The 23,355-nt window shown below is 59.8% G+C and carries 9 protein-coding genes and 1 tRNA gene; 7 read left to right on the forward strand and 3 right to left on the reverse strand.

Annotated elements, in window-relative coordinates:
* Positions 1-463: 463 nt before the first annotated feature.
* Complete coding sequence (locus ACR42D_RS13975) at positions 464-1,801, reverse strand: RHS repeat-associated core domain-containing protein (RefSeq protein WP_484567403.1); 1,338 nt, start codon at positions 1,799-1,801, stop codon at positions 464-466.
* A gap of 342 nt (positions 1,802-2,143) precedes the next feature.
* On the opposite strand from ACR42D_RS13975, the gene ACR42D_RS13980 reads away from it, so the two are divergent.
* The 3 genes from ACR42D_RS13980 (at position 2,144) to ACR42D_RS13990 (ending at position 5,627) form a co-directional block, all read left to right on the forward strand.
* Complete coding sequence (locus ACR42D_RS13980) at positions 2,144-2,974, forward strand: DUF5677 domain-containing protein (protein ID WP_484567404.1); 831 nt, start codon at positions 2,144-2,146, stop codon at positions 2,972-2,974.
* A gap of 479 nt (positions 2,975-3,453) precedes the next feature.
* A complete protein-coding gene (locus tag ACR42D_RS13985) occupies positions 3,454-4,833 on the forward strand; it encodes a reverse transcriptase domain-containing protein (protein ID WP_484567405.1) in 1,380 nt (459 codons plus the stop codon).
* A 194-nt stretch (positions 4,834-5,027) separates the two neighbouring features.
* The gene (locus ACR42D_RS13990; RefSeq protein ID WP_484567406.1) at positions 5,028-5,627 is read left to right on the forward strand and encodes an SLATT domain-containing protein; all 600 of its coding nucleotides are present in this window, start codon (positions 5,028-5,030) and stop codon (positions 5,625-5,627) included.
* A 181-nt stretch (positions 5,628-5,808) separates the two neighbouring features.
* Here the strand turns inward: ACR42D_RS13990 and ACR42D_RS13995 are convergent.
* Together ACR42D_RS13995 and ACR42D_RS14000 are read right to left on the reverse strand one after the other, a co-directional pair.
* Positions 5,809-5,884: transfer RNA gene (locus tag ACR42D_RS13995), tRNA-Ala, on the reverse strand.
* 96 nt (positions 5,885-5,980) lie between these two features.
* Positions 5,981-6,802, reverse strand: a complete 822-nt coding sequence (locus ACR42D_RS14000; RefSeq protein WP_484567407.1) for a nitroreductase family protein — start codon at positions 6,800-6,802, stop codon at positions 5,981-5,983.
* Between the two features lie 834 nt (positions 6,803-7,636).
* Here ACR42D_RS14000 and ACR42D_RS14005 point away from each other — a divergent pair.
* The 4 genes from ACR42D_RS14005 to ACR42D_RS14020 all read left to right on the forward strand — a co-directional run bounded on the left by ACR42D_RS14005 (position 7,637) and on the right by ACR42D_RS14020 (position 23,245).
* Positions 7,637-10,075, forward strand: a complete 2,439-nt coding sequence (locus ACR42D_RS14005; RefSeq protein WP_484567408.1) for a calcium-binding protein — start codon at positions 7,637-7,639, stop codon at positions 10,073-10,075.
* 694 nt (positions 10,076-10,769) lie between these two features.
* Entirely contained in the window at positions 10,770-20,714 is a 9,945-nt protein-coding gene (locus ACR42D_RS14010) for a VCBS domain-containing protein (RefSeq protein WP_484567409.1), read from the forward strand.
* A gap of 83 nt (positions 20,715-20,797) precedes the next feature.
* Positions 20,798-21,619: a hypothetical protein gene (locus tag ACR42D_RS14015; RefSeq protein WP_484567410.1), complete on the forward strand. Its 822-nt coding sequence runs from the start codon at positions 20,798-20,800 to the stop codon at positions 21,617-21,619.
* 285 nt (positions 21,620-21,904) lie between these two features.
* Positions 21,905-23,245, forward strand: coding sequence for a TolC family outer membrane protein (locus ACR42D_RS14020; RefSeq protein ID WP_484567411.1), 1,341 nt, complete (start codon positions 21,905-21,907; stop codon positions 23,243-23,245).
* Positions 23,246-23,355: the final 110 nt, after the last annotated feature.

Genomic DNA, 23,355 nt, shown 5'->3' on the forward strand with positions numbered 1-23,355 from the left:
CTCTACTACTAGCTGGCCCTAAGATGGGGGACTTTACATCATCACAAGTTCTTCACGACAAAGTAAGAAACTGTCCTATTGATAATTACACAGACAAAAAGCGTTACGAAGTACAATCCCGCGAATATGGGAATTGTATGAGAAAGGCTACTTGCCGGAAAGTTGCCTATGGAATGATACGGATCAATGCGCCATGTCAGAAGCATCGTTCCTGCCGCCACGAATGAAATTAGTCCGATTTCGATGAGAACCATTTTCCCTTTGATGCTTTCAACGAAAAAATACAGTGGGATCGTTGCGGCAGCACAGGCTCCGAACTTGATAACGTCATTGCTCGTTGCCGCGCTCGCATAGAAAAACAATTGAGATACGAATGCAGGCCATAAAACGATGAGGACAATACTTGTTTTGTTCATATCTCATTTTGGGGAGGCTTCGTTCCAACGAAGCCTTCCCAACCTCGCTATTTCACTTTGACTTTCACAGGTCTTCTTTGCTTTTGCAACAAGGGGAACAATTCCTCGTCGCTGCTTCCGACATCCACACATCCTGCCGATCCAGGCCGCTTCCCTCCGTGAAGGAAGAATCCAGATCTACCATGCGTGTCTGTCTTGCCGTCAGGGTGCATCGGGGCACGATATTTTCCCCAGTCACGCCAATCCAGATGCTCTCTCATCCAACCGGCCTTGCTCACTTCGTCTGGCTTGACAAGATACTCACCGGGAGGAATCGGACCCTTGTTCTTTAATGTATAATCCTTGACTCCAGGCTTGCCCGATGTGGCTTCGAACCGTTTCCGCGTTTGGCCGTCTTCATCAAGTACATCCAACTCCTCCTTGTCGTTGGTGTACTGCAATCCGCCAATATTGAAAAACAGCCCGGCCTCGGAATCCGCACCGGCGTACTTCTTCGAAGCAAGCCCCAGCGGGTCCACCTCGTTGACCGGGTCATCAAGGCAGTACCCATACCAGTCCGGATCGCCACCGCGATCTCCAATCGGATCAGGTGCGGTCCATCGGCCGGTGAAGGTGTCGTAGTCCCGCCAGCCGAAACGGACGAATCCCAGATCCCGGTCATGCAGGCCACCCGCAAAGCCTATGGGGACGCGGAAACCGGGGTTGGTGTCCTCGATGATCCCGCCGAAGGGATCGTACAGGATTTCCTTTATCACGTCGCCATCCGTGTCGACAACCACACGCAGGGAACCGACCTGGTCGTAACGCAGGGTGAACACGGCCCCGTCCTCGCGCCGCATGGCCGATGGAAGGCGTGCATTATCCGCGTAGCCGAACTCGTAGCCCATGCGCCCGTCGTGGAACGCGCCGAGCCGGATGAAGTCGAGCCACCCATAGGCCTCGACAAGCTGGCCGTTGAAATACTTGGCTGCCCGCTGGCCCTGCTCGTCGTGGCGAAAGGCGTAGACGCGGTTCTGGTTCTCCACTTCCATTTTGAGCAGCCGGTAGTCCGGCGCGTACTCGTACAGGTGGTAGGTGCCGCCGTTTGGCCAGATGGACCGGAATCCGTTTTCGTCGTGCGTAAACCCGTTGTTGCCCGCGCTCATAAGCCGGTCGTCCAGGTTGTACCGGTAGTCGCGGTAGCTGGACCCCACGATGGCCGGGAAGTAGTCCCGCTGGCGGCGGCCGTCCCGGTCGTAGTAACACTGGCAGACAAGCCGGTTGTCCAGGTGCGCCTCGAAGAGCCTCCCGGCCTTGTCGTAGGCATACTTCCAGACTACGGGCCGACCGGCCACGATTTCCGTTTTCTCCACGATTCGACCGTCCCGGTCATGTTTCAGCCTCATTGCAAATACACTGATATTTATCTCCTTCGGGCCACTGAGCAGGACGGCCCTGTCGTTATTTGCGAGGAGCGTATCACGGGTTTTTCGGCCGAAACTGCCGGAACACGGCGATGTCGATGGAATGCAGCCGAATGTCGGTCGAATGCACGGTGCAGTCGATGAAATACATCGGAAAAACCGTATGTTCCACTTGACAAATTTCACCCAAGGGGCTGGTGGGGCGAAATGGTTGGGAGCACACTTTCCGGCGGGGGGAAAGATCGTCTCGCGTTGCGCGCCAACGACTTCCGGTTTCACCGATCCCGATTAGCTCGGGGGCGTCTGAACAATTGATGACAATCTTTGAATCCTTTTCTTGGGGTTGCTGACAACACTTTCAGATCCCCTAGAAATGGGGGGACTACCGTAGCAGCGCAACTCTTCATAAGCTGCCATGAGACTAGCGAGAGCATTTTGCTACTGATTCACCAAGGGCGGCTTTGGGATGCCGACATCCTCATGCGGTCGATACTTGAAGGGTCAGTAAAGTATTGCTTCATGTTAAGTGGAACCGAAGAGGAAATTGAGGCCAACTGCAGGGAATTTTGGGATATCCACCCTGAACTACTCTTGCGCAGGGACGGAGCGCGGGCAAAAGAAACACTCAGCAGAATAGGCACATCCGGCAATGGCGACAATCCCATATGGGAACCCTTAAGAGATATGGTTGTTTTGGGAGAGAGCCCAAATGATTCATGGGACAAGTACGGACGAAAAGGCAAACAAGCACTCGATTATAAATGGTCTGTCTCTGGAATATTAAAGCATTTCGCATCATGTGACGATGGACTATTCGCCAGCCTAACAGGACCACATTATGGATATGGCATGAGCTGTCACCAGTCACATCTTGATGGCATTGCATTAGGCCAAAGGAGGGACAGAATAACAGGGCCACGGAATAGAGAACGGGCATTGACAATCGGTCACGCTGCCCGACTAGTATCGGACATAATAACATATTATCAGATCAGAATACTCGTCTTCAAACGTGCATACAACGAAGCGCCAATTGACATATTCAATGGCAATAGGGATTTTCAAAAGTTAGTTGGTGAGTTGGAAGAGGCACAAAACGAATTTGCTAACGTCGAATTTGGCGACAAGCGACAAGCCTCAACCCGCGACAAATAAAAGCCAGGAAGCATGCTTCAAGAATAGCAACTGGTTAACAATTGTCCGTAAAAAGCACTCACAACTACAAACAGCCCTAGAGTGATGTTGGCATGCCAACCACGCAGGGCAAATTGGCGCATGGCCAGATAGTGCGTCCCGGCTTGATCTTACTCAAAAGTTTCTAAGCACATCCGATGTAAGGCATTGCTGATCTCACCCCGTTGTGTGGTGAAGGGCTCCTCACTCGGATAGCCACAATCAAACTCAGGATCAACTCAGATGGATCTTCTAGGATGGTATGGTGGGTTATTCATTAAATAGGTATGGTGTCCCTCTCCCCCCCAGTATATAAGGAAAAAGCCGTTGACTACGAACCTGACAAAGAGATGATGTGAGCAAATCGCCATAACATGCCGAACATGGGCTGGGTCGGAATTTCCAGTCCTTTCATTTTTGTAGCTTGCAGTCCATTACATGATGTTCTATTTGGTGTGAATATGTGTGCAGCAATCAAAATAGAAGACTACTTTACTTTGGATAATATTTCTGAAGTTTACGACAAACGAATCCGATCCAAATCAGGACGTGGAATTGATCGAACATCCGTTGTTGATTTCGATAAAGACGCAGAAGGGCACTTCGAAGTAATTAGGAGAAAATGCGCAAACTCGACATATCGCTTTTCACCCTACCTACAACGCTTGATTTTGAAAGGTCCAAAGAAGTTTCCGAGATCAATCTCGATTCCTACAGTGAGAGATAAAATAGTTCTAAGCATTTTGAATTCTCTTCTCCAAGACGCTTTCCCCGACAGTGTTAAACGGGAACTACCCAATGTGAAAGTCAGAAACCTGGCAAAGGCACTCAACAAATCTAACGGAGCACGAAGCCTTCATAGAGTGGATGTCGAAGCATATTATGACAACATTGATCACGAGCAACTATTTTCTGAATTAGACTCAAGTGAGTTGGCAAGTGAATTTCTAACCCTCATTCGAAGAGCGGTAAGAAACCCTACAGTCCCTGAAGGTTACCACAGAGAAGATCGGCAAAACTATGCCCACAAAGACGGCAAAGGTGTCCCTCAAGGTCTTCCGATTTCAAATGTACTCGCAGAAATATACCTCAAAGATACAGATAAGGTGCTTGAGAAACTTTGCTTCCACTACGACCGATATGTCGATGACATCGTAGCATTGACCGACCCAAAAGTTGATTTTGAGGCTGTGTGCCAAAGTGCACTTAAGGACAAAGACCTTGGACTGAACACCGACAAATCAGATTTCTGCTGTCAGGACGAGTGCACGATCTACTTGGGGTATACTCTTTCCGGCTCCGATATTTCTGTTAGACAAAGCACCTTAGAGAAGCACCTTCACTCCATCTCGATGATGTTCGTCAGGCTAAAAAAGGCCATCTACATCGATGGAAAACGAAAGGACAAGCAGATCGGAGTAGAGAATATAAAAATGGCTTTCCTTGAAGACCTCAACGTCAAGATCACTGGCGCAAAGTTTCAGACCAAAAGATACGGCTGGCTCCAGTATTTTTCAGAAATTAATGACAAAAAGATACCGTATCTCATTGACAATTTCGTGCGTGGTCAATTCAAGCGGTGCTCGGTTTTCCCGGCGATCCCAGATGACCTTAAGAAAGCATCAAGAGCTTTTTATGAGCTTAAATTCAATTGGCGGGATTCAACCTATCTGCATGACTATGAACTATCGGACTTCAAGGATAAACGTGCTTGGTTGACAAACCGAGGACTGGCCTTGGGACAATTCAGTAAGGACGAGATCGATAGACTATACGACTATCATGTTGGACGGTTTTTAAATCAAATCGAAAAGGATATGGGAGTTGACTACAAAATTTGAGGAGGGGGATCTCCACCCGAGAACCTGCGACAGCTTTAATGAGGTTGCGGCTAATCTAACCTACACGTTTAAGTACAGCTAACCGAACGGGCATGACCCTAGTAAGTACAAGAACCCCTGAGCATTGCTTTGGATGGTAACTGCTTTAAGGTTTTTCCCCTCCTCATCCTTTTACCGACACAACGAGAGGCAATATGCGAAAGAAACTTGAAGCACTGTCCAACAGAGTGTGGAGCACTGAGAAATCACGCTACACTGCGGCTGAAAGATCAAGAAAGAAGCACCAGGCCCTTGTCTTTGCTATTTCATTCCTATCAATTTTCCAGGTAGTTATCGCAATATCAACAATTTGTGGATTTTACATCCCCTTTGTTGGTGAAAGTAAGTCAGAATACTTAACCTTGATGGCATCTGTAATCATTCTCGTGATCGCCAACCAAGACTCCTTGAGCAAACTGCTAAGCCATTCAGATAGCTACCATAGATGTGCCAATAGGCTCCACAGGCTGCAACAGGCAATTGCAATTGAACTAGGCAATGAAGCTATTGACCCAAATGAAGTTCAGGACTTTGCTGATCAATACTCTGAGATAATAGACTGCCATGACCTTAACCACCTCCCTGTAGATTACAGGAAGATGATCTCAGAATACCCAGAGGATTTTACCACAACTCGCTGCGCTAGAAACTTTTATCGGCTAATGTACTTTATCAATATTTACATGCTGCCAACAGTATACTGCGCTGCTCCATTTGGGGTTGTCCTGATAGCAAAAAAAGTAATCTCAAATTAGTAAAAATTAGAGATTTCAACGAACTAATCTATAAGAGCGTATCGGAATTAGGAGGAGACATCATACCTAATTCCCCCATCCCCAAATCAAAATTTCATCCACCCGATATCATTTGTATATTCTTTTGTATATCCCACGAAAAAAGGCTTAGAAGGAAAACCTTCTAAGCCTTTATAATCATTGGTGGAGCTGGAGGGAATCGAACCCACGACCTCTTGAATGCCATTCAAGCGCTCTCCCAACTGAGCTACAGCCCCACGTCGTTGGGAAAGACAACTTGTCCCAAGGGGGTGGTTTTTGTCAACAGGAAATGCGCACAAAATTCACCGGTTCAGGACACTTTTTTATCGGGGTCAGAAATCCGCCCTGCGGATGGTCCCTCCGGGGCGTTGGACCGTGCGGTGATATTTCACTGCGGGCTTGCCGAAGGACATGGCGCAGACCAGGAGGTGGTCCTCCGGGATGCCGAGCCGGGCACGGAACTGGGGCACGATACCCGTGAACAGGGCGCGGACGATGCCGTTCCAGACCGTGCCCAGGCCATGGCTGCTGGCCAGCAGATCGAAATAGCTCATGGCGATGTGGCAGTCCGCCATGGGCGCGAGCGAATCCTCCGGGGCCGAGGCCAACAGCAGATGCGGGGCGTTGCGGAAAAGGATGTCCGTGCCGTCCTCGCAGCCGCGCACATAGTCGCCCAAGCGTTCCCAGCCCGTAGGGAAGCCTTCCTCGTGCAGTATCCTCAGGGCCTCGGCGGTCACTTCGCCGCGCAACCGGTCCATTGCGGCCGGATCGTCGACCACGGTCAGGGTGACCGGACGGAGGTTCACGGCCGTGGGCGCGTGGGAGGCGACATGCAGCAAATGATGAATCAGGGCCGGGTCCACGCCCTCCTGCTTGTACCGGCGGGTGGAGCGGCGACCCATTATCAGGGTCTCCATCTTCGCCGGGTCCGGGAACATGTCCTTGAGCGGCAGACTGTCCGCCGGGTCCTTGCCGAAGACGCTCAGCGCGCCGGGCTTGCACACGGCCAGGCAGTGCTGGCACTCGATGCAGCGGCCCTCGTTTTCAGGCCGGACCACAGGCAGGTCGTCCATCTCGATGAGGCCCCGCAGGCAATCCCTGGCGCACTCCCCGCAGCGGGTACACTTGTCCGCATCCACCATGAAATCCATCATGATCATTCTCCTGTCTGGTTGGTTTCGCCCACAATAACAGGATTGGCCGAAAACGGAAGCAGGCACTTTTCCGTGCGGAGGTTCCCCGCAGGGAGGAATCAAGTCTTTCCGCCCGGTTAGGCAATCACCTACAGAGCCGCACCGGCATGCCGGTCCGGGCCTGAAGAAACGCGTCCCGGCGGGCGTCTTCATATGAATAGGGCCGAGTTCCGAGCCGTCCGCAATAGGCAGCCTTGGGGCCAGAGAACCGTTCAGCAACCACATCCTGTTCTCCAGCAGCCCTAAGCCGATTCAGCCCCCCCAGGCAGCGACCTGTGACACGGTCCGGGGCATGACCGGCGAACCGCTGCTTCCTCCTCGAACCGTGCGAAAGCCTTGCGGGACGGGCGTTCCAGGCGATCCTTCCCCTGCCTGCGACGCATCCGCATGCCTTTCTTGCCGTTTTTTTCAAGGCACTATCCGGCTCCAAAACCCCACAAAATAAAATGAAGATAAGACTGATTCCTTCTTTGAAAAATTTTATCCTGTAATCTTTTGGCGTTGTCGATAGCGGTAAAACTACCGGGCATGGGGAAAAACCTTCGGCCACCAACTATTTTTAAACATACCCATGTTGAAAACATGAATTTTCATTAACCATTTACCGATAACACCGATTTCAAATCAAGCTTGCAACCACTGTTCTAAACACCCGATATAGCGTTTTATCCACACCTTAACTCACTGGCTTATTGAATTATTTAATTTTGACTAAAAATCGATCAATAGGTATAAAATAGGACAGATTGCTCACTAAAAAAAACCTTAAAGCACATTAAGCCCCAGGAGATCACCATGGCCGACACAACCATACAAGAAATGCAGATTTCGCTTCCCGGCAGTGGCAATACCGAGGTGTATCAACTTGACGGCGACATCCCGGTCAAATTCAACTTCGACCCGAGCAACGCCGTGTTCACCGGCGAGAACGGCAACCTCGAGATCGCCGTCGAGGGGGGCGGGACAATCATCCTGGAGAACTACCAGGACCTTGCCGACGCCGGACAGCTGCCGATGTTCGAGATGCCCAGCGGTGAAGTGGTGGCGGGCGACGCCTACCTCTTCGCCTTCAATGGCGCAGATCAGAACGGCGACCTGGAAACCGCGGCCGGCAATGCCGGATCGGGTTCCGGCGCGGGCCAGTACAGCGACGACCACGGCGCGCTCTTTGACGGCATCGACGCCCTGGGCGGCCAGGGCGACGCCTACGACCCGCACGCCTTCCCGACGTCCGACCCGGTCACCGGCCTGCTGCTCGAAGACGCGGCCGGACCGGGGAACGAGGCCCCGACCCTCGACCTGTCCGCCCGCACGGTCACCTTCGTCAGCGAGGATGCCGACAACAACAACATGATCGGCCTCTACCATCTCGACGAGAACGGCAACCCGACCAACCCGGAAATGATCCTGCTCAACTCGAACACGGCCACGCCTGGACAGGTCCTGACCACACTCGAAGACGGCGAGGAACTGCACTATTTCCTGGTAGTCGGCGCAGACCATGGCGGCGCCAACCCCACCTTCAGCCAGAACAGCTCCGGAGAATGGGTCATTACCTTTGAAGGAGACCCCAAGAGCTATGAAGTGCGTTTCGACGACCCGTCCATAAACAACAACTTCGAACCGACCTTCCTGATCACCGACGGCCCCAACGGACGCGTGATCGCGGTGGACGACCAGATGCGCAACGACCAGAGCGAGCTGGGCGACGATGACGACGACTTCAACGACACCATCATCCAGGAAAACGCCAACGCGGGCACCGGATTCGACAACACCTTCCATGAAGGACTCGGCTCGGTACACATCGCCGCCGAGGTGAACATCTCCGACGCCGATTCCACGCACATGTCCCAGGCGGTCATCACCCTGACCAATGCCCAGGCCGGAGACGTCCTGGCTATCTCGGGCATCCTGCCCGGCACCATCACCGCCACTGTCGTCGGCAACGTCATCACCCTCACCGGCGACGCACCCATCTCGGACTACGAGTCCGCCATCGAACTCATCACCTACAACAACACCGCCACCCACCCGAACACCGACCCCAGAATCATCGAGGTCCAGGTATGGGATAACTACACATCGCCTACCGGCGCAGCGAGCAATGTGGCCACGTCGACCATCGAAGTGATCGCCGACCCGGTGCCCGAAAGCGCGTCCCTGGCCGCCGCCAGGCTCGCCGCCCCCGCGGACGACGCGGTCGACGCCCACACCCAGGTCGCCGACGCCGACTCGGCCGACAGCGCCATGATCTCGACCGCAAGCGGCGAGACCGCCCAGGCGACCGGCAACCTGCTCGACATCTACGGCGGGGACGAAGCCAATTTGACCGCAGGTATCGTCGGATCGGCCATGGGCTCCTGGGGAGCCCTGGATATCGCGAGCTCCGGCGAATGGGTCTATACACCGTATAATAGCGACAGCATCGGCGACACCTCCGGTCTCGACCAACCGACCGTGGAGGCGTTCACCTACCAGGTGACAGACGCTCACGGAGGCACCGAGACCGCGACCCTGTACATTCCCGTACATGTGGACGCCGCTGTGGCCGCGGACGGCACCCCGGGCAACGACGTGGTTTACGGCGACAACAACGGCAGCACCATCAGCGGCCTGGAAGGCAACGACTTCCTCTACGGAGGCGCGGGCAGCGACCATATCGACGGCGGCGCAGGCCACGACTACATCAGCGGCGGCGCGGGCAACGATGTGTTGAACGGCGGCGACGGAAACGACTACCTGTTCGGCGGCAGCGGCGACGACGCCATCCAGGGAGGCAACGGAAACGACATCATCTGGGGCGGCGACGGCAACGACACCATCGATGCCGGCGCAGGCAACGACACCGTGTTCATCAGCTCCGGACATGACACCGTGACCCTGGGCGCAGGTGCGGACACCGTCTCCATCGACCCGACTTACCTGACCCCCGACGGCGGAGACGGTTCCATGACCGTCACCGACTTCAACGTGAATGAAGGCGACCAACTCGACTTGAGCGGCCTGACCGGCGGCGTCGTGGACGTCACCTCCAGCAGCACCAGCGGCGACCTGATCCTGACCATCGCCGACGCAAACCATGCCGGGAATGATATCACCATCACCCTCCAGGGCGTGATGGCCTCCTCCCACGCGGACATCGCCCACTCGGTGGACCTCACCGCCACAGGGGACGAGCTGAACCATCTGATCCAGCACATCATCAGCACCGGCACGGACACCACCACCTAAAAGAACCACCCACCCCCGGCCCGGTCGTCCGACCGGGCCGGGATTACACCCGCCAAACCGCCTTTTCTGATCGCTTCACTGGACCGCCTCTCCGGCCCGCCCTACAGGCCCGTTCGCCGTCATAACCGTTTTTTGGCTCGAACCGCCCCTCGCCCCGTGACCGATCGAGAATCGCCTCCATGCCGTTATCACCGCCCATAGCAGGAGTAGGACGCGGCCTCGCCCCGACTGCGACCGGTCTCAAACACACTCCCACAAAAATCAACCATCTTTACATATTGTGACAACAGGCATCCGCCAGCCGTCGGCTTCATCACCCGGCAATCGTGAAGCCGCAAGAACTCACCCCAACCAAAAAACAGCAACCATTCTCATTATTATTTTTTAATCAAGTTAAATCACAATGTTAAAATAGGGAAAAGGCTTGGCACGCATGGGGAAAACCGTAAGTGGCAAGTAATGTTTTCAACATATTGCTGTTGAAAAATACTAGTTATGGTCAGAAACAATCAGAAAACAGCAATCTCAAGACACCCCGCAATTTCAGCCTCAAACGCTCATCGCATGCTTTTTTCCACATAACAACACATTGAATTACAATATTTTTTCTTAATTGACTAAAAAACTGCCATTGAGGTACCTTAGCGAATACGACGTACAAACAATCGCTTTACTTCAATACCAGGAGTTCACCATGGCGGACACGACGATACACCAGCTTCACATTTCGCTTCCCGGGGCTGGAAACATACAGACCTACCAATTGGATGCCGACACCCCGGTCAAGTTCGACTTCGATCTGGCCAGCGCTGTGTTCACCGGCGAGAACGGCAACCTGGAAATCACCGTCGAGGGCGGCGGAACCGTTATTCTCGAAAACTATGAAACCCTGGCCGATACGGGCAGCCTGCCGCTGTTCGAGATGCTCAACGGCGAGCAGGTGGCCGGAGACGTCTACCTCTTCGCCTTCGAGGGCCCGGCTCAGAACGGGGACCTGGAAACCGCGGCGGCCAACGCCACCGGCAGTTCCGGCGCGGGCCAGTACACGGACGACGCCGGCACGCTCGGGGACAGCCTCAACGCCCTGGGCGGCCAGGAGGACGCATACGGCTCGCACGCCTTCCCGACCCTCAGCGGCGTCCTGGGCCAGGCAGCCCCCATCGCCCCCACCGCCAACGACGACTTCGCGTCCACCACCGAGCAGGGCGACCCCGACTTCATCGTCGGACGCCACATCGTTTTCGTGGACAACGTGGAGGCGTACCAGGAAGCCGTTCATCTCTACGCCAACGGCGAAGGCCCCGCAGTGGGCGAATTCTTTCCCCTGTCCTCGGGCGGCGGGTTCTACATCAACAACCCCAACCCTCCCCAGACGGACGAGACCATCGAGGGCAACGTCATCGACAACGACGTGGACCCCGATGGTCCCAACAGCCAGCTGTCCATGTACTCCTTGGACTACGACGGCGTGAACCATGACGGCGTGGACCCCGGCGCGGTGCAGATAACCTCCGACGACACCGTGATCGTGGGCAAGTACGGCGTGCTGGTCATGGATACCGACGGCCACTGGGAATACACCCTGAACCAGGAATGGGCCGACGCGCTGAACGAGGGCGAGTCCTACGACGAAATCTTTCAGTACAATATTATCGACTCCGACGGGCTCGTCTCCAACTCCGCCACCCTGACCATCACGGTCAACGGCGCCAATGACATGCCCGTGGCCCACGACGACCTGAACGTCCAGGCCGTGGAAGGCGGCGACTCCACCGACTACGGCCTGCACGCCAGCGTGTACGACGCCGACCTGAACGACGGCGCGGGCGGCGACGTGACCGTGCACGACAGCGAGCACCACGACTACAGCCAGGACGGCTCCGTCGTGGTCCACGGCAACGTCCTGTCCGGTGACGACGCGGGCTCCGTGGCCGACACCGACGTGGACAGCGGCGACTCCCCGGACGGCCAGACCATGTTCGTGGTCGGCGCTTACTCCCACGCCACCGAGACCATGGACTACGTCCTGCCCCACGAGCAGAACCCCGATTTCACGCCCTCCGCCGACCAGGCCTACGACCAGGCCCGGATGGACCCGAGCGCCTCGGTCACGGTCAACGGCGAGTTCGGCGTGCTGACCATCCACGCGGACGGCTCCTACGACTACCGCCTCTACACCCCCGGGGACGGCGACGCCTACAACGCCCTCAACGCCCTGAACTACGGCAGCGAGGACAACGTGGACGCCTTCTCCTACGGGATCATGGACGACTCCGGGGCCCTCAGTTACGCCAACATCTCCTTCACGGTGAACGGCGCCAACGACGCGCCCGTGGCCAATGCCGACCAGAACAACGTGGCAGAGTTCGGCCTCAGGTTCGAGGGCGGCGACTACTCGGCCGTGGTCTCCGGCAACGTCGTCACCGGCGACGCGCACGGCGGCGTGGCCGACACCGACGTGGACGACACGCAGATGTTCGTCTCCTCGGTCTCGTCCCAGACCGACCACAACGGCACCCTGTACACCGACGACAACATGGACCCCAACGGCTCCGTGACCATCGACGGCGAATACGGCACCCTGACCATCCACGCGGACGGCAGCTACGACTACACGCTGCACAACGAGTGGGACAACGTCCAGGCCCTGCAGGAAGGCGAAGTGAAGACCGACGTCTTCACCTACACCCTGACCAACCCCTACGCCGACGGCGTGTACAGCGAACCCGCCACCCTGACCATCAACGTGACCGGTTCCAACGACGCCCCCACGGCCATGGCGGACACGAACACGCTGACCGAGTCCGTGGACCTCGACCCGGTCGCCAGCGTGAGCGGCAACGTCCTGGCGGGCGACGCGCACGGCGGCGTGGCCGACACCGACGTGGACAACGAGGTCGGCGACTTCACGATCACCTCGGTCACCGGGCACGGCGGGACCGACTCGGATGCCGACGGCGGGTTCGACATCGTCGGCCAGTACGGCACCCTGCACATGAACGCCGACGGCTCCTACACCTACACCGAGAACCCGGACGCCACCGATTTCCTGAACAACGACAGCGCCCCGGTCACCGACGTGTTCACCTACACCATGACCGACAACGCGGACGGCCACCCCGGCACCGCCTCCTCCACCCTGACCATCACCATCAACGGGGCCAACGACGCCCCCACGGCCATGGCGGATACGAACACGCTGACCGAGTCCGTGGACGACGCGGCCCCCGCCAGCGTGAGCGGCAACGTCCTGGCGGGCGACGAGCACGGCGGCGTGGCCGACACCGACGCGGACAACGAGGTCGGCGACTTCTCGGTCACGGCCGTGACCGGCCACGGCGGGACCGACTCCGACGCATCCGGCGGATTCGACATCGTCGGCCAGTACGGCACCCTGCACATGAATGCCGACGGTTCCTACACCTACACCGAGAACCCGGACGCCACCGACCACCTGAACAGCGACAGCGATCCGGTCACCGACGTGTTCACCTACACCATGTCCGACAACCAGAGCGGCGACGCCAAGGAAAGCTCCGCCACCCTGACCATCACCATCAACGGGGCCAACGACGCTCCGGAGGCCTCCGACGACTACAACCTCGCCAAGGAAGCGGGCTTCTACACCGACGGTTTCGACGCCTCGGGCAACGTCATCCACGGCATGGACCTGCCCATTATCGGCAACATCGGCGGCGACACCGACGTGGACAACACCGACCTGACCGTGACCCACGTCTCCTCGGACGACAACGCGGGCAGCGAGGCCGACGTCAGCGGGACCACGACCATCACCGGCCTGTACGGCACCCTGTACATCGAGCCCGACGGCTCCTACCACTACGAGGTCAACAACGACCTCGACATCGTCAATGAACTGAACGTGCAGGACCACCCCACGGACAACTTCACCTATACCGTGTCCGACGGCATGGGCGGCACCGACACCGCCACCCTGCACATCACGGTCTGGGGTTCCGACGACGCGCCCACGGCCGTCGACGACGCCAACAACGGCTCCGTGATCGAAGCGGGCTCGGAAAACGAGGGCAACGCCATCGCCCACGGCTTCGTCCTGGCCAACGACAGCGACGTGGACAGCTCCGTCATCTTCGTGACCAAGGCCGGAGCCGGGGCCGAAGGCTCTGAAACCGGCGGCCAGGCAGGCTCGCACCTGCTCGGCTGGACCTCGGTCGAAGGCCAGTACGGCACCCTGTACTTCAAGCCCTCGGGCGAATACCGGTACGAGTTGAACAACAACGACCCCGACACCCAGGCCCTGGCCGAAGGGCAGGTGGTCCACGACGAGTTCAACTACACCGTCAGCGACCTCCTCGGCGCGACCGACACGGCCACCCTGTCCATCGAGGTCACCGGCGCCAACGACGCGGCCACGATCACCGGCGACTCCACCGGGGCCGTGACCGAGGACGTGAACGTCTCCACCGGGGGCCTTTTGACCGATTCAGGCCAACTGTTCGCCTCGGACCCGGACAACCCGGACAACCTGTTCCAGGCCGACACCATCACCGACTCCCAGGGCGGCACCTTCCACATCAACGCGGACGGCACCTGGACCTATGAGATCGACAACGGCTCGGTCCAGCACCTGGGCGAAGTGGACGGCGTGAACAGCGGCTTCTCCAACGATTTCACCGTGCACTCCGCCGACGGCACCGAGCACACCGTGACCGTGACCGTGAGCGGCGAGAACGACGCCCCGCTGGGCGCCGACTTCTCGGTCCACGGCAACGCCTACGGCGAGCCCATCGGCATCGACTTCGACCAGGCTCCCATCACCGACGTGGAAGACGACCACAACGCGGGCGACGGCCTGGACACCGGCGTGGTCATCACCGGCCTGCCGGATCACGGCACGCTCTACTACGGCGACCATCAGGTGACCCAGGATGACGTCGACAACGGCACCCGCTTCGACGACCTGGACAACTTCACCTACAAGGGCGAAGCCCCGGCCGGCCAGGGCGTGCTCATCGGATCCCGCCTGGCCGAAGACGCCGGGCTGGACACCTGGGGCGAGGCCGACGGCAACGCCACCCGCAAGCTGTCGGTGGACACCGACGGCGACGGCACCCCTGACGTGACCGTGACCACGCACATCAGCGAGGGCAGGCTCAAGGTCTACGCGGACCAGCAGAATCACATCGACCACGGCCTGGCCAACCAGAGCCACAACGGACTGGATTCGGGTGAGACCCTGACCATGACCTTCGAGGGCCGGGACGTCTCCTACGCCGACATCGGCTTCGGCGGCCTGGGCGGCTACTTCGACCACGGCAGCCAGCAGAACGGCCAGGCCACCTGGGCCGTTTACGACGGCGACCAGCTGATCGCCTCGGGCACGGTCGACAACTCGGTCATGACCTGGACCAACGCGATCACCGGCCAGTCCGGGACCATCACCGGCGGCGACGGCGACACCTTCCAGTCCCTGGTCCTCGACCAGACCATCCTGGGCGGCGAACACTTCGACAAGATCGTCTTCGGCACCACCGAGGACGGCCCCCGCGACTGGAACGCCAACTGGGAGCTGCAGTACGTGGACGTGGAGTTCGCCGGATCCGACACCATCACCTACCGGCCCGTCGACAGCGAGGGCCAGGTCAGCGACAGCGACTACACCGTGACCGTGGACGTGCTCCCCGGCCAGGCCAACGAGGACCCGACCGCCGTGAACGACGCGGCGTCGGTCAACGAGCCCAACAGCGACGGCCTGGACTACTCGGTCTCGGCCAACGTCCTGGCCAACGACGTGGACACGGACAATACGCACGGCGAGATGTCCGTGACCAAGGTCACCTTCGGCGACACCACCGTGGACTTCGCGAACCACCAGATCACCGGCACCCATGCGGAATGGGGCGCGGACGGCACCGTGATCATCCACGGCGAGCACGGCGACCTGGTCATCGGCGCGGACGGCGACTACACCTACACCGCCACGGACAACACCCTGGTGCCCGGCGACGCGCCCACAGAAACGTTCAGCTACACCATGACCGACGGCCACAGCGTGGACAGCGCCGACCTGGCCATCACCGTGAACGGTCTCAACGACGCGCCCGACGCCGTGGACGACGGCGTGTCCGGCCTGACCGGCGCGACCCACGACGTGGCCTTGAACATCGCCAACGGGTTCGCGGCGGACGGCATCACCATCGTCGAGGACCAGACCACGGACAACACGATCATCCACGACACCTTCGGCCTGGGCGTGAAGACCGGCCCCGGGGACAACCCGGCCATCGACACCACCCAGGGCGCGGGCACCGAGAAGGTCACCTTCCAGTTCGACGACCCGCAGACCCACGCGACCATCACCCTGGCCGACTTCAACAACACCGACCACGACGACGACGCGATCATCACCCTGCTGAACGCGGACGGCGAGGTGGTCGGGACCTACAACGTGGGCGTGGACCAGACCAACCCGACCATCGACCTGACCGGCTCCGAGCCGTTCGTGTACGTGGTCGTGGAACCGGCCGGCAGCTCCGAGGACGGCTTCTACATCCAGTCCATCTCCGGCCAGGTGACCGACTACTCGTCCACGGACGGGGCCATCGTGGTGGCCGAGGACTCCTCGATCACCATCGACGTCCTGGCCAACGACACCGACCCGGACCTGCCCAACGACCATCTGTCCATCACCGGCCTGGGCGACCCGGCCCACGGCTCCGTCGCCATCGTGAACGGCGAGGTCGTCTACACCCCGGACGCCGACTACAACGGCGCGGACTCCTTCACCTACACCATCACCGACGACCATGGCGCCACGGACACGGCCACGGTCTATCTGAACGTGACCCCGGTGAACGACGCGCCGGTGGCCGCGAACGACACCGTCACCGTGCTCGAGGACCACACCGCCACCGGCAACGTCATCCAGGGCGCGGGCGCGGAACACCTCGGCCAGGACACCGACATCGACGGCGACAGCCTGACCGTGACCGGTTTCACAATCCAGGGCGACGCCACCTCGTACGCGGCGGGTGAAACCGCGCACATCGACGGCGTGGGCGACCTGGTCATCAATGCCGACGGTTCCTACACCTTCACCCCGACGGCCGACTACGACGGCGAAGTGCCCACGGCCACCTACACCGTGACCGACGGCAACGGCGGCTACGACTCCGCCGACCTGTCCATCGACATCACCCCGGTCAACGACGCCCCGACCATCGACCTGTCCATGGGCACGGTCACCTTCCAGAGCGAGGACGCGGGCAACAACAACATGGTCGGCGTCTACGAACTGGACGCCGAGGGCAACCCGGTCAATCCGCAGATCATCCTGGTCGACTCAAACCACGGCACCGACGGACAGCTGCTGACCACCTTCGGGGACGGCCAGGAACTGCACTACTTCCTGGTCCCGAACACCAACGTCGGCAGCGGCGTCCCGACCTTCGTCCCGAACGGGTCCGGCGGATGGGACATCTCCTTCGACGGCGGGGCCACCTCCCACGAGGTCCGGTTCGACGACGCGGGCATCAACAACAACCCGGAGAACACCTTCCGGATCACCACCGACGCCAACGGCCGCCTGGTCTCGATAGACGACCAGATGCGCGACGACCAAAGCCCCCTCGGCGACGATGACGACGATTTCAACGACCTCGTCATCCGGGAGAACGACCACGCGGGCACCGGATTCGAGAACACCTTTGTCGAGGACGGCGGCCCGGTGCACGTCACCGGCGAGGTGCACATCTCGGACGTGGATTCCGCGAACATGTCCCAGGCGGTCATCACCCTGACCAACGCCCACGACATGGACGCCCTGAACATCGACACCAGCGCCCTGCCCGACGGCATCACCGCCACGGTCAACGGCACCCAGATCATCCTGTCCGGCGACGCGCCCATCTCGGACTACGAGTCCGCCATCGAGCAGATCACCTTCTCCAACGGCTCGGACGACCCGGACGCCAGCGATCGGCTGATCAACGTCCAGGTTTGGGACGACGCCTCCGACCCGACGGGCGCGCCGAGCAACGTGGCCACTACCGTGATCCACGTGGTCCCGGTGGACGACAACACCCCGCCCGTCGCGGTTGACGACACCGGCTCCGGCTCGGGGACCATCTCCGGCGACGGCGGCGTGGGCAACGCGGAAGGCTCGGACGCGTTCCACCTGGTGGCCCAGGAGTTCGACGCCCAGTCCGGCAAGTGGGTGCAGGCCACCTTGAGCGACTGGGGCAACAACAACGGCTCCCACTACGGTGTGGAATCCGCCTCGGGCGGCAAGGGCAACGGCAACGGGAACGGCGGCAACAGCGGCGACGACAAGTTCATCGAGAACAACAGCAACGCCGAGCGGCTGCTCATCCAGTTCGACGACCCGCAGACGTCCGTGAGCCTCAAGCTCACCGGCGACGGCAACGGCCAGGAATCCCTCCAGGCCTGGGATGCCGACGGCAACCCGATCACCGACCTGACGATCAGCGAATCCGGCGACGTGGTCACGCTCTCCAGCCCGACCGCCGCCATCGGCACCGTCGTGGTCATGGCCGATCCCGACGATCCGAACGCCTCGGTGGCCCTCAAGGAGGTCACCGGCTCCGATCCGGTGGACCACCTGTCGGGCACTTATGAAGCGGCCGTGATCACCGGCAACGTGCTGGCCAACGACCACGACGCCCAGGACACCGACTACACCGACGGCCCGGGCTTCCCGGCCGGTTCCACGGAACTGACCGTCACCGGCGCGGCCGCGGGCGACCTCGACGACCTGACCCAGGCCCAATACGACCAGCACCTGGCCAACGGCGACTTCACCGGCGACTCAGGGACCTTCAGCCTGTCGGATGACGGCGTGGGCGTGACCGTCCACGGCCAGTTCGGCGACCTGGTCATCGCCGAGGACGGCTCCTACACCTACACCACCCACGACGGCCTGCCCGTCGGCGACTACACCGAGTCCTTCACCTACCAGGTGTCCGACACGGACGGTGCCGTGGACTACGGCGTGATCGAGGTCAACGCGACCATCAACACCCTGGTCGCCCACGCGGACCTCGGCCACGGAGCCATGGTCACCGACACCCTGGAGCCCGCCTACCAATGGCAGGGCGCTTCGGGCCACGACATCAACTTCGCCAACCAGACCGACGGCAACCCCAATGAATGGCAGACCCTGGCCGACAACATGGGGCTCAAGGTGTCCGCCACCATCGACGGACTCCCGGCCTGGGTGGGCGAAGTGGAGGGCCTCGGCATCGGCGTGAACACCCCGCTCGTTCCCGACACCCATGAGATCGAAAACGGCCCGCTTTACCGCGAGGCCCTGACTCTGGATTTCGGCCAGGATGGGCACGCTCTGCCCGAGCAGCTCTACCTGATGCTGAACAACGTCAGCACCGGTGAAGACGTGATCTTCACCATCACGGACAGCAACGACCACACCTACACCGTGCACGTCGGCTCCGGCGGCAACAACGCGACCTACAGCGACGGAACCGGCACCATCGTGCTGACCAAGGCCAACAACAACCAGTACTACATCACCGGCAGCCACCAGGGCCAGGACGGCACGGGCGAACTGCTCATCAAGTCCGTGACCCTCGGCGGCGCGTGGCACACCAGGTTCTCGCTCAACTACATCAACGCCACCACGGGCGGCCATTGGGTCCAGAACGGCACTACCGGCGAACTGACCCTGCCCTCCGTGAACGGTTCCCTGTTCGGCAATGTCTACAGCTCCGACGACGCGGCCATGACCGCGGCCATCGTGGGCTCGGGCGTGGGCGCATGGGGCACCCTGCAAATCGCGGCAAACGGCGAGTGGACCTACACTCCGAACGAGAACGCCCACTCCATCACCACGGACGGGCTGACCGAGCCCACGGTGGAGCAGTTCACCTACCAGGTGACCGACTCCCACGGCCTGACCGATACCGCGACCCTGTACATCCCGGTCCACGTCAACGCCACTGTCAACAACGGCACGGACGGGGTCGACGTGATCAACGGAACCGACGGCAACAACGTCATCTACGGTCACGGCGGCGACGACGTCATCCACGGCCAGGGAGGCAATGACTTCCTGTACGGCGGCGCAGGCGACGACATCATCAACGGCGGCGCGGGCCACGACTACATCAGCGGCGGCGACGGCAACGACACCCTGCACGGCGGGGACGGCAACGACTACCTGTTCGGCGGCAACGGCGACGACGTCCTGTGGGGCGGAGCCGGAAACGACGTCATCCACGCCGGTGCGGGCAACGACACCGTGTTCATCAGCTCGGGCCACGACACCGTGACCCTGGGCGCTGGCGAGGACACCATCATGATCGACCCCAGCTACCTGACCTCCGGCGAGGGCGGCGGGTCCATGACCGTGACCGACTTCAACATCGGCGAGGGCGACCATCTCGACCTGAGCGCCCTGTCCGCGGGCTTGGCGGACGTCACCTCCGCAGGCGACAGCGGCGACCTGATCGTGACCATCGCGGACGTGAACCCGGCCGGAGACGACATCACCATCACCCTCCAGGGCGTGCTGCCTCCGACACACGACGCGGTCGACCATCAGGTGGATCTGTCCGCCACCGGCGAGGACCTCAACACGGTGATCCAGCACATCATCAATTCCGGCGGGCACTCCTCCTAAACGAACGACACCCCCGGCCCGGCGGCAAAACCGGGCCGGGGGATGATTCCGGATGGATTTTTCTCCTATACAAGGAGACCAATATGACCGATAGTACTACTATGACCCAGACCACCATGCTCGGCACCTTCACCCTTGACGGGAACATCCCGGTCGATCCTGAGATAGTCCTTTCCGACTGTCAGGACACGGCCATGCTCGGCCAGTTGGTGGGCATGTTCGCGGGCGACGCCGACATCCGTTTCTTCCTGCTGCCGGACGTGGACCGGGCGGCCGTGGACATGGGCGCGGACTTCCATTTCATCAAGGATTCCGGGAACTGGGTGCTGGCCAACAGCAACACCTTGCACGACGTCCTGTTCGACGACGCCGGGTTCAACCCGGGCGGCCATGAAGGGACCTTCTCCATATCCCTGCTCGGCGACGGCTCCTATGCCCTGAACCTCGGCTCCGCCGACCCCGGCGCGGACCTGCCGCACGACTCCCTGCTCGTGGATCTGCCCGAACACGATATCTTCGCGGAGGGCCACGCCCACCTGGACGGGCACGCGGACCACACCGGCGGGAGCGAGCTCCACGCGGGCGGAAACGCCGACGGTTTGTTCATCGACCCCTCGGTCCTCGACCACGGCCAGAGCGAGATCGTCGTTTCCAACTTCACCCTGGGCAGCAACCATCTGGAACTGCCGGACACCCTGTCCGTCAAGGACGTGGTGGTGGACAACGAGCACGACCTGACCTCGGTGATCCTCGCCCAGAACGACCACGCGGGCGACGACATCGTGGTCAAGCTGCTCGGCGTCTCGCATCCGGACATGCCCGGCCACGATCTCCATATCGACGCGGACCACTCCGGAGACGACCTCATCGCCCATCTGATCCATTCCGGGCGACACGTGGACTAGGCCGCAGCGGGCGTGCCCGAGGGGGCGGTTTTCAGGATGGCGGCCGACACCGCCGTGCGTACTATATACGACAATGGATCACACCCAGACTTGAACCCGTCTTCACAGCGAATATCGCATCCCCTGTATCAGCCTGATATTTCATAAAAAACGATCACCTCTGCCGAAAAGCCGACATTTTCTCGTTTTTAAGAGATCAGGTCCCCTACATTCTTGACCATATTTATATAAACGGCTACAAGTCTAGCAGTAAGTACCTTTCACAACCCTTACATGGGGAAAAAAATGAAAAAACATGTTCTCGCAATCCTCATCCTTGCCCTGTCGCTGTCGGTGCCCGCTTTTGCCGACAACGGCACGATGACGCTCAAGGACAGCGTCGTCGCTGCGGTCAAGCAGCATCCGCAGATCAAGTCGCTCCTGAACAACAAGGACGCCGTGGCCAAGGCGAAACTTTCCGCTCTGGGCCGCTTCTTCCCGTCACTCGACCTGACCGGCGAGTACGGAAAGCAGCAGTACAGCAGCGCCGCCACCCGCAACAACGACACCGATGAACGCTGGCGCACCCCGACCGACTTTCGGGCGACCCTGACCCAGCCCATCTTCGACGGCTTTGACCGCTGGCACGATTTCAAGCGCGAAGGCGCCCGCCTGACCTCGGCCGAAGGCCGCCTGGTGGACAACGTCGAGACCGTGGGTCTGGACGCCGTCCGCGCCCATGTGGATGTGGTCCGTCTGCGCAAGCTTGTCTCCCTGGCCGAAGACAACATCACGGCGCACCAGAACCTCCTCGATTCCATTTCCGAGCGCGTCCAGGGCGGAGCGGGCAACCGCGCCGACGAGATGCAGGCCAAGGGCCGCGTGGCCCGCGCCGAGACCACCCTGGTCACCTACACCGGCGAACTGCGCACCGCCGAGGCCCAGTACATCCGCACCGTGGGCAAGTCCCCCACTTCCCTGGCCGACCCCCAGTACCTGCCCAACTACATCCCGGGCCAGGCCGACCAGATCCTGGAGATTTCCCTGGACAACAACCCGAAGATCGCCGTGTACAAGGCCGAGATCGATGTGGCCGAACAGACCAAGGGCCAGCTCGAGTCGACCATGTACCCGACCGTTGACGCCTACCTGTCCACACGCCACACCGACAACCTCGACGGCGTGGACACCTATGTCCAGGACAACAAGGCCATGCTGCGCGCCCAGTGGAACATCTTCAACGGCACCAGCGACTATTACGACATCCAGACCGCCGCCGCCCGCATCCGCGAGGCGCAGGACAACCTCCAGGACACCACGGACGACATCATCCGCCAGGTGGCCTCCACCTGGGCCGACTACCAGTCCAGCCTGAACCAGATCGAGAAGTACCAGGAAGCCCTGCAGTACAGCCTCGAATCCCTGGACATGTACCTGATGCAGTTCAACGTGGGCCAGCGCTCCCTGCTTGACCTTCTGGACGCCACCAACGAGGTGTTCTCCAACCGCGTGCAGCTCGAGACCGCGACCATGAACCGCGACTACACGGTCTACAAGTTCCTGGCCCTCGAAGGCCAGCTCATGAAAACCCTGGAGATCGCGCCCGACACCTACGAGAACGCGTCCATGGAGACCGCCGCCAAATAGCAAAGAAGAACTGCGAGAACAGTCTTCAAGGGACGCAGCCGTCGTGGCTGCGTCCTTTTTTTTATGGTCGAACGCCACGTACTTCCAGTCCAGCGGGCCAACGCGGCGCA

Source organism: Pseudodesulfovibrio sp. lm2024 (assembly GCF_051175575.1).
In the GTDB taxonomy this organism is placed as follows: Bacteria; Desulfobacterota; Desulfovibrionia; order Desulfovibrionales; family Desulfovibrionaceae; genus Pseudodesulfovibrio; species Pseudodesulfovibrio caledoniensis.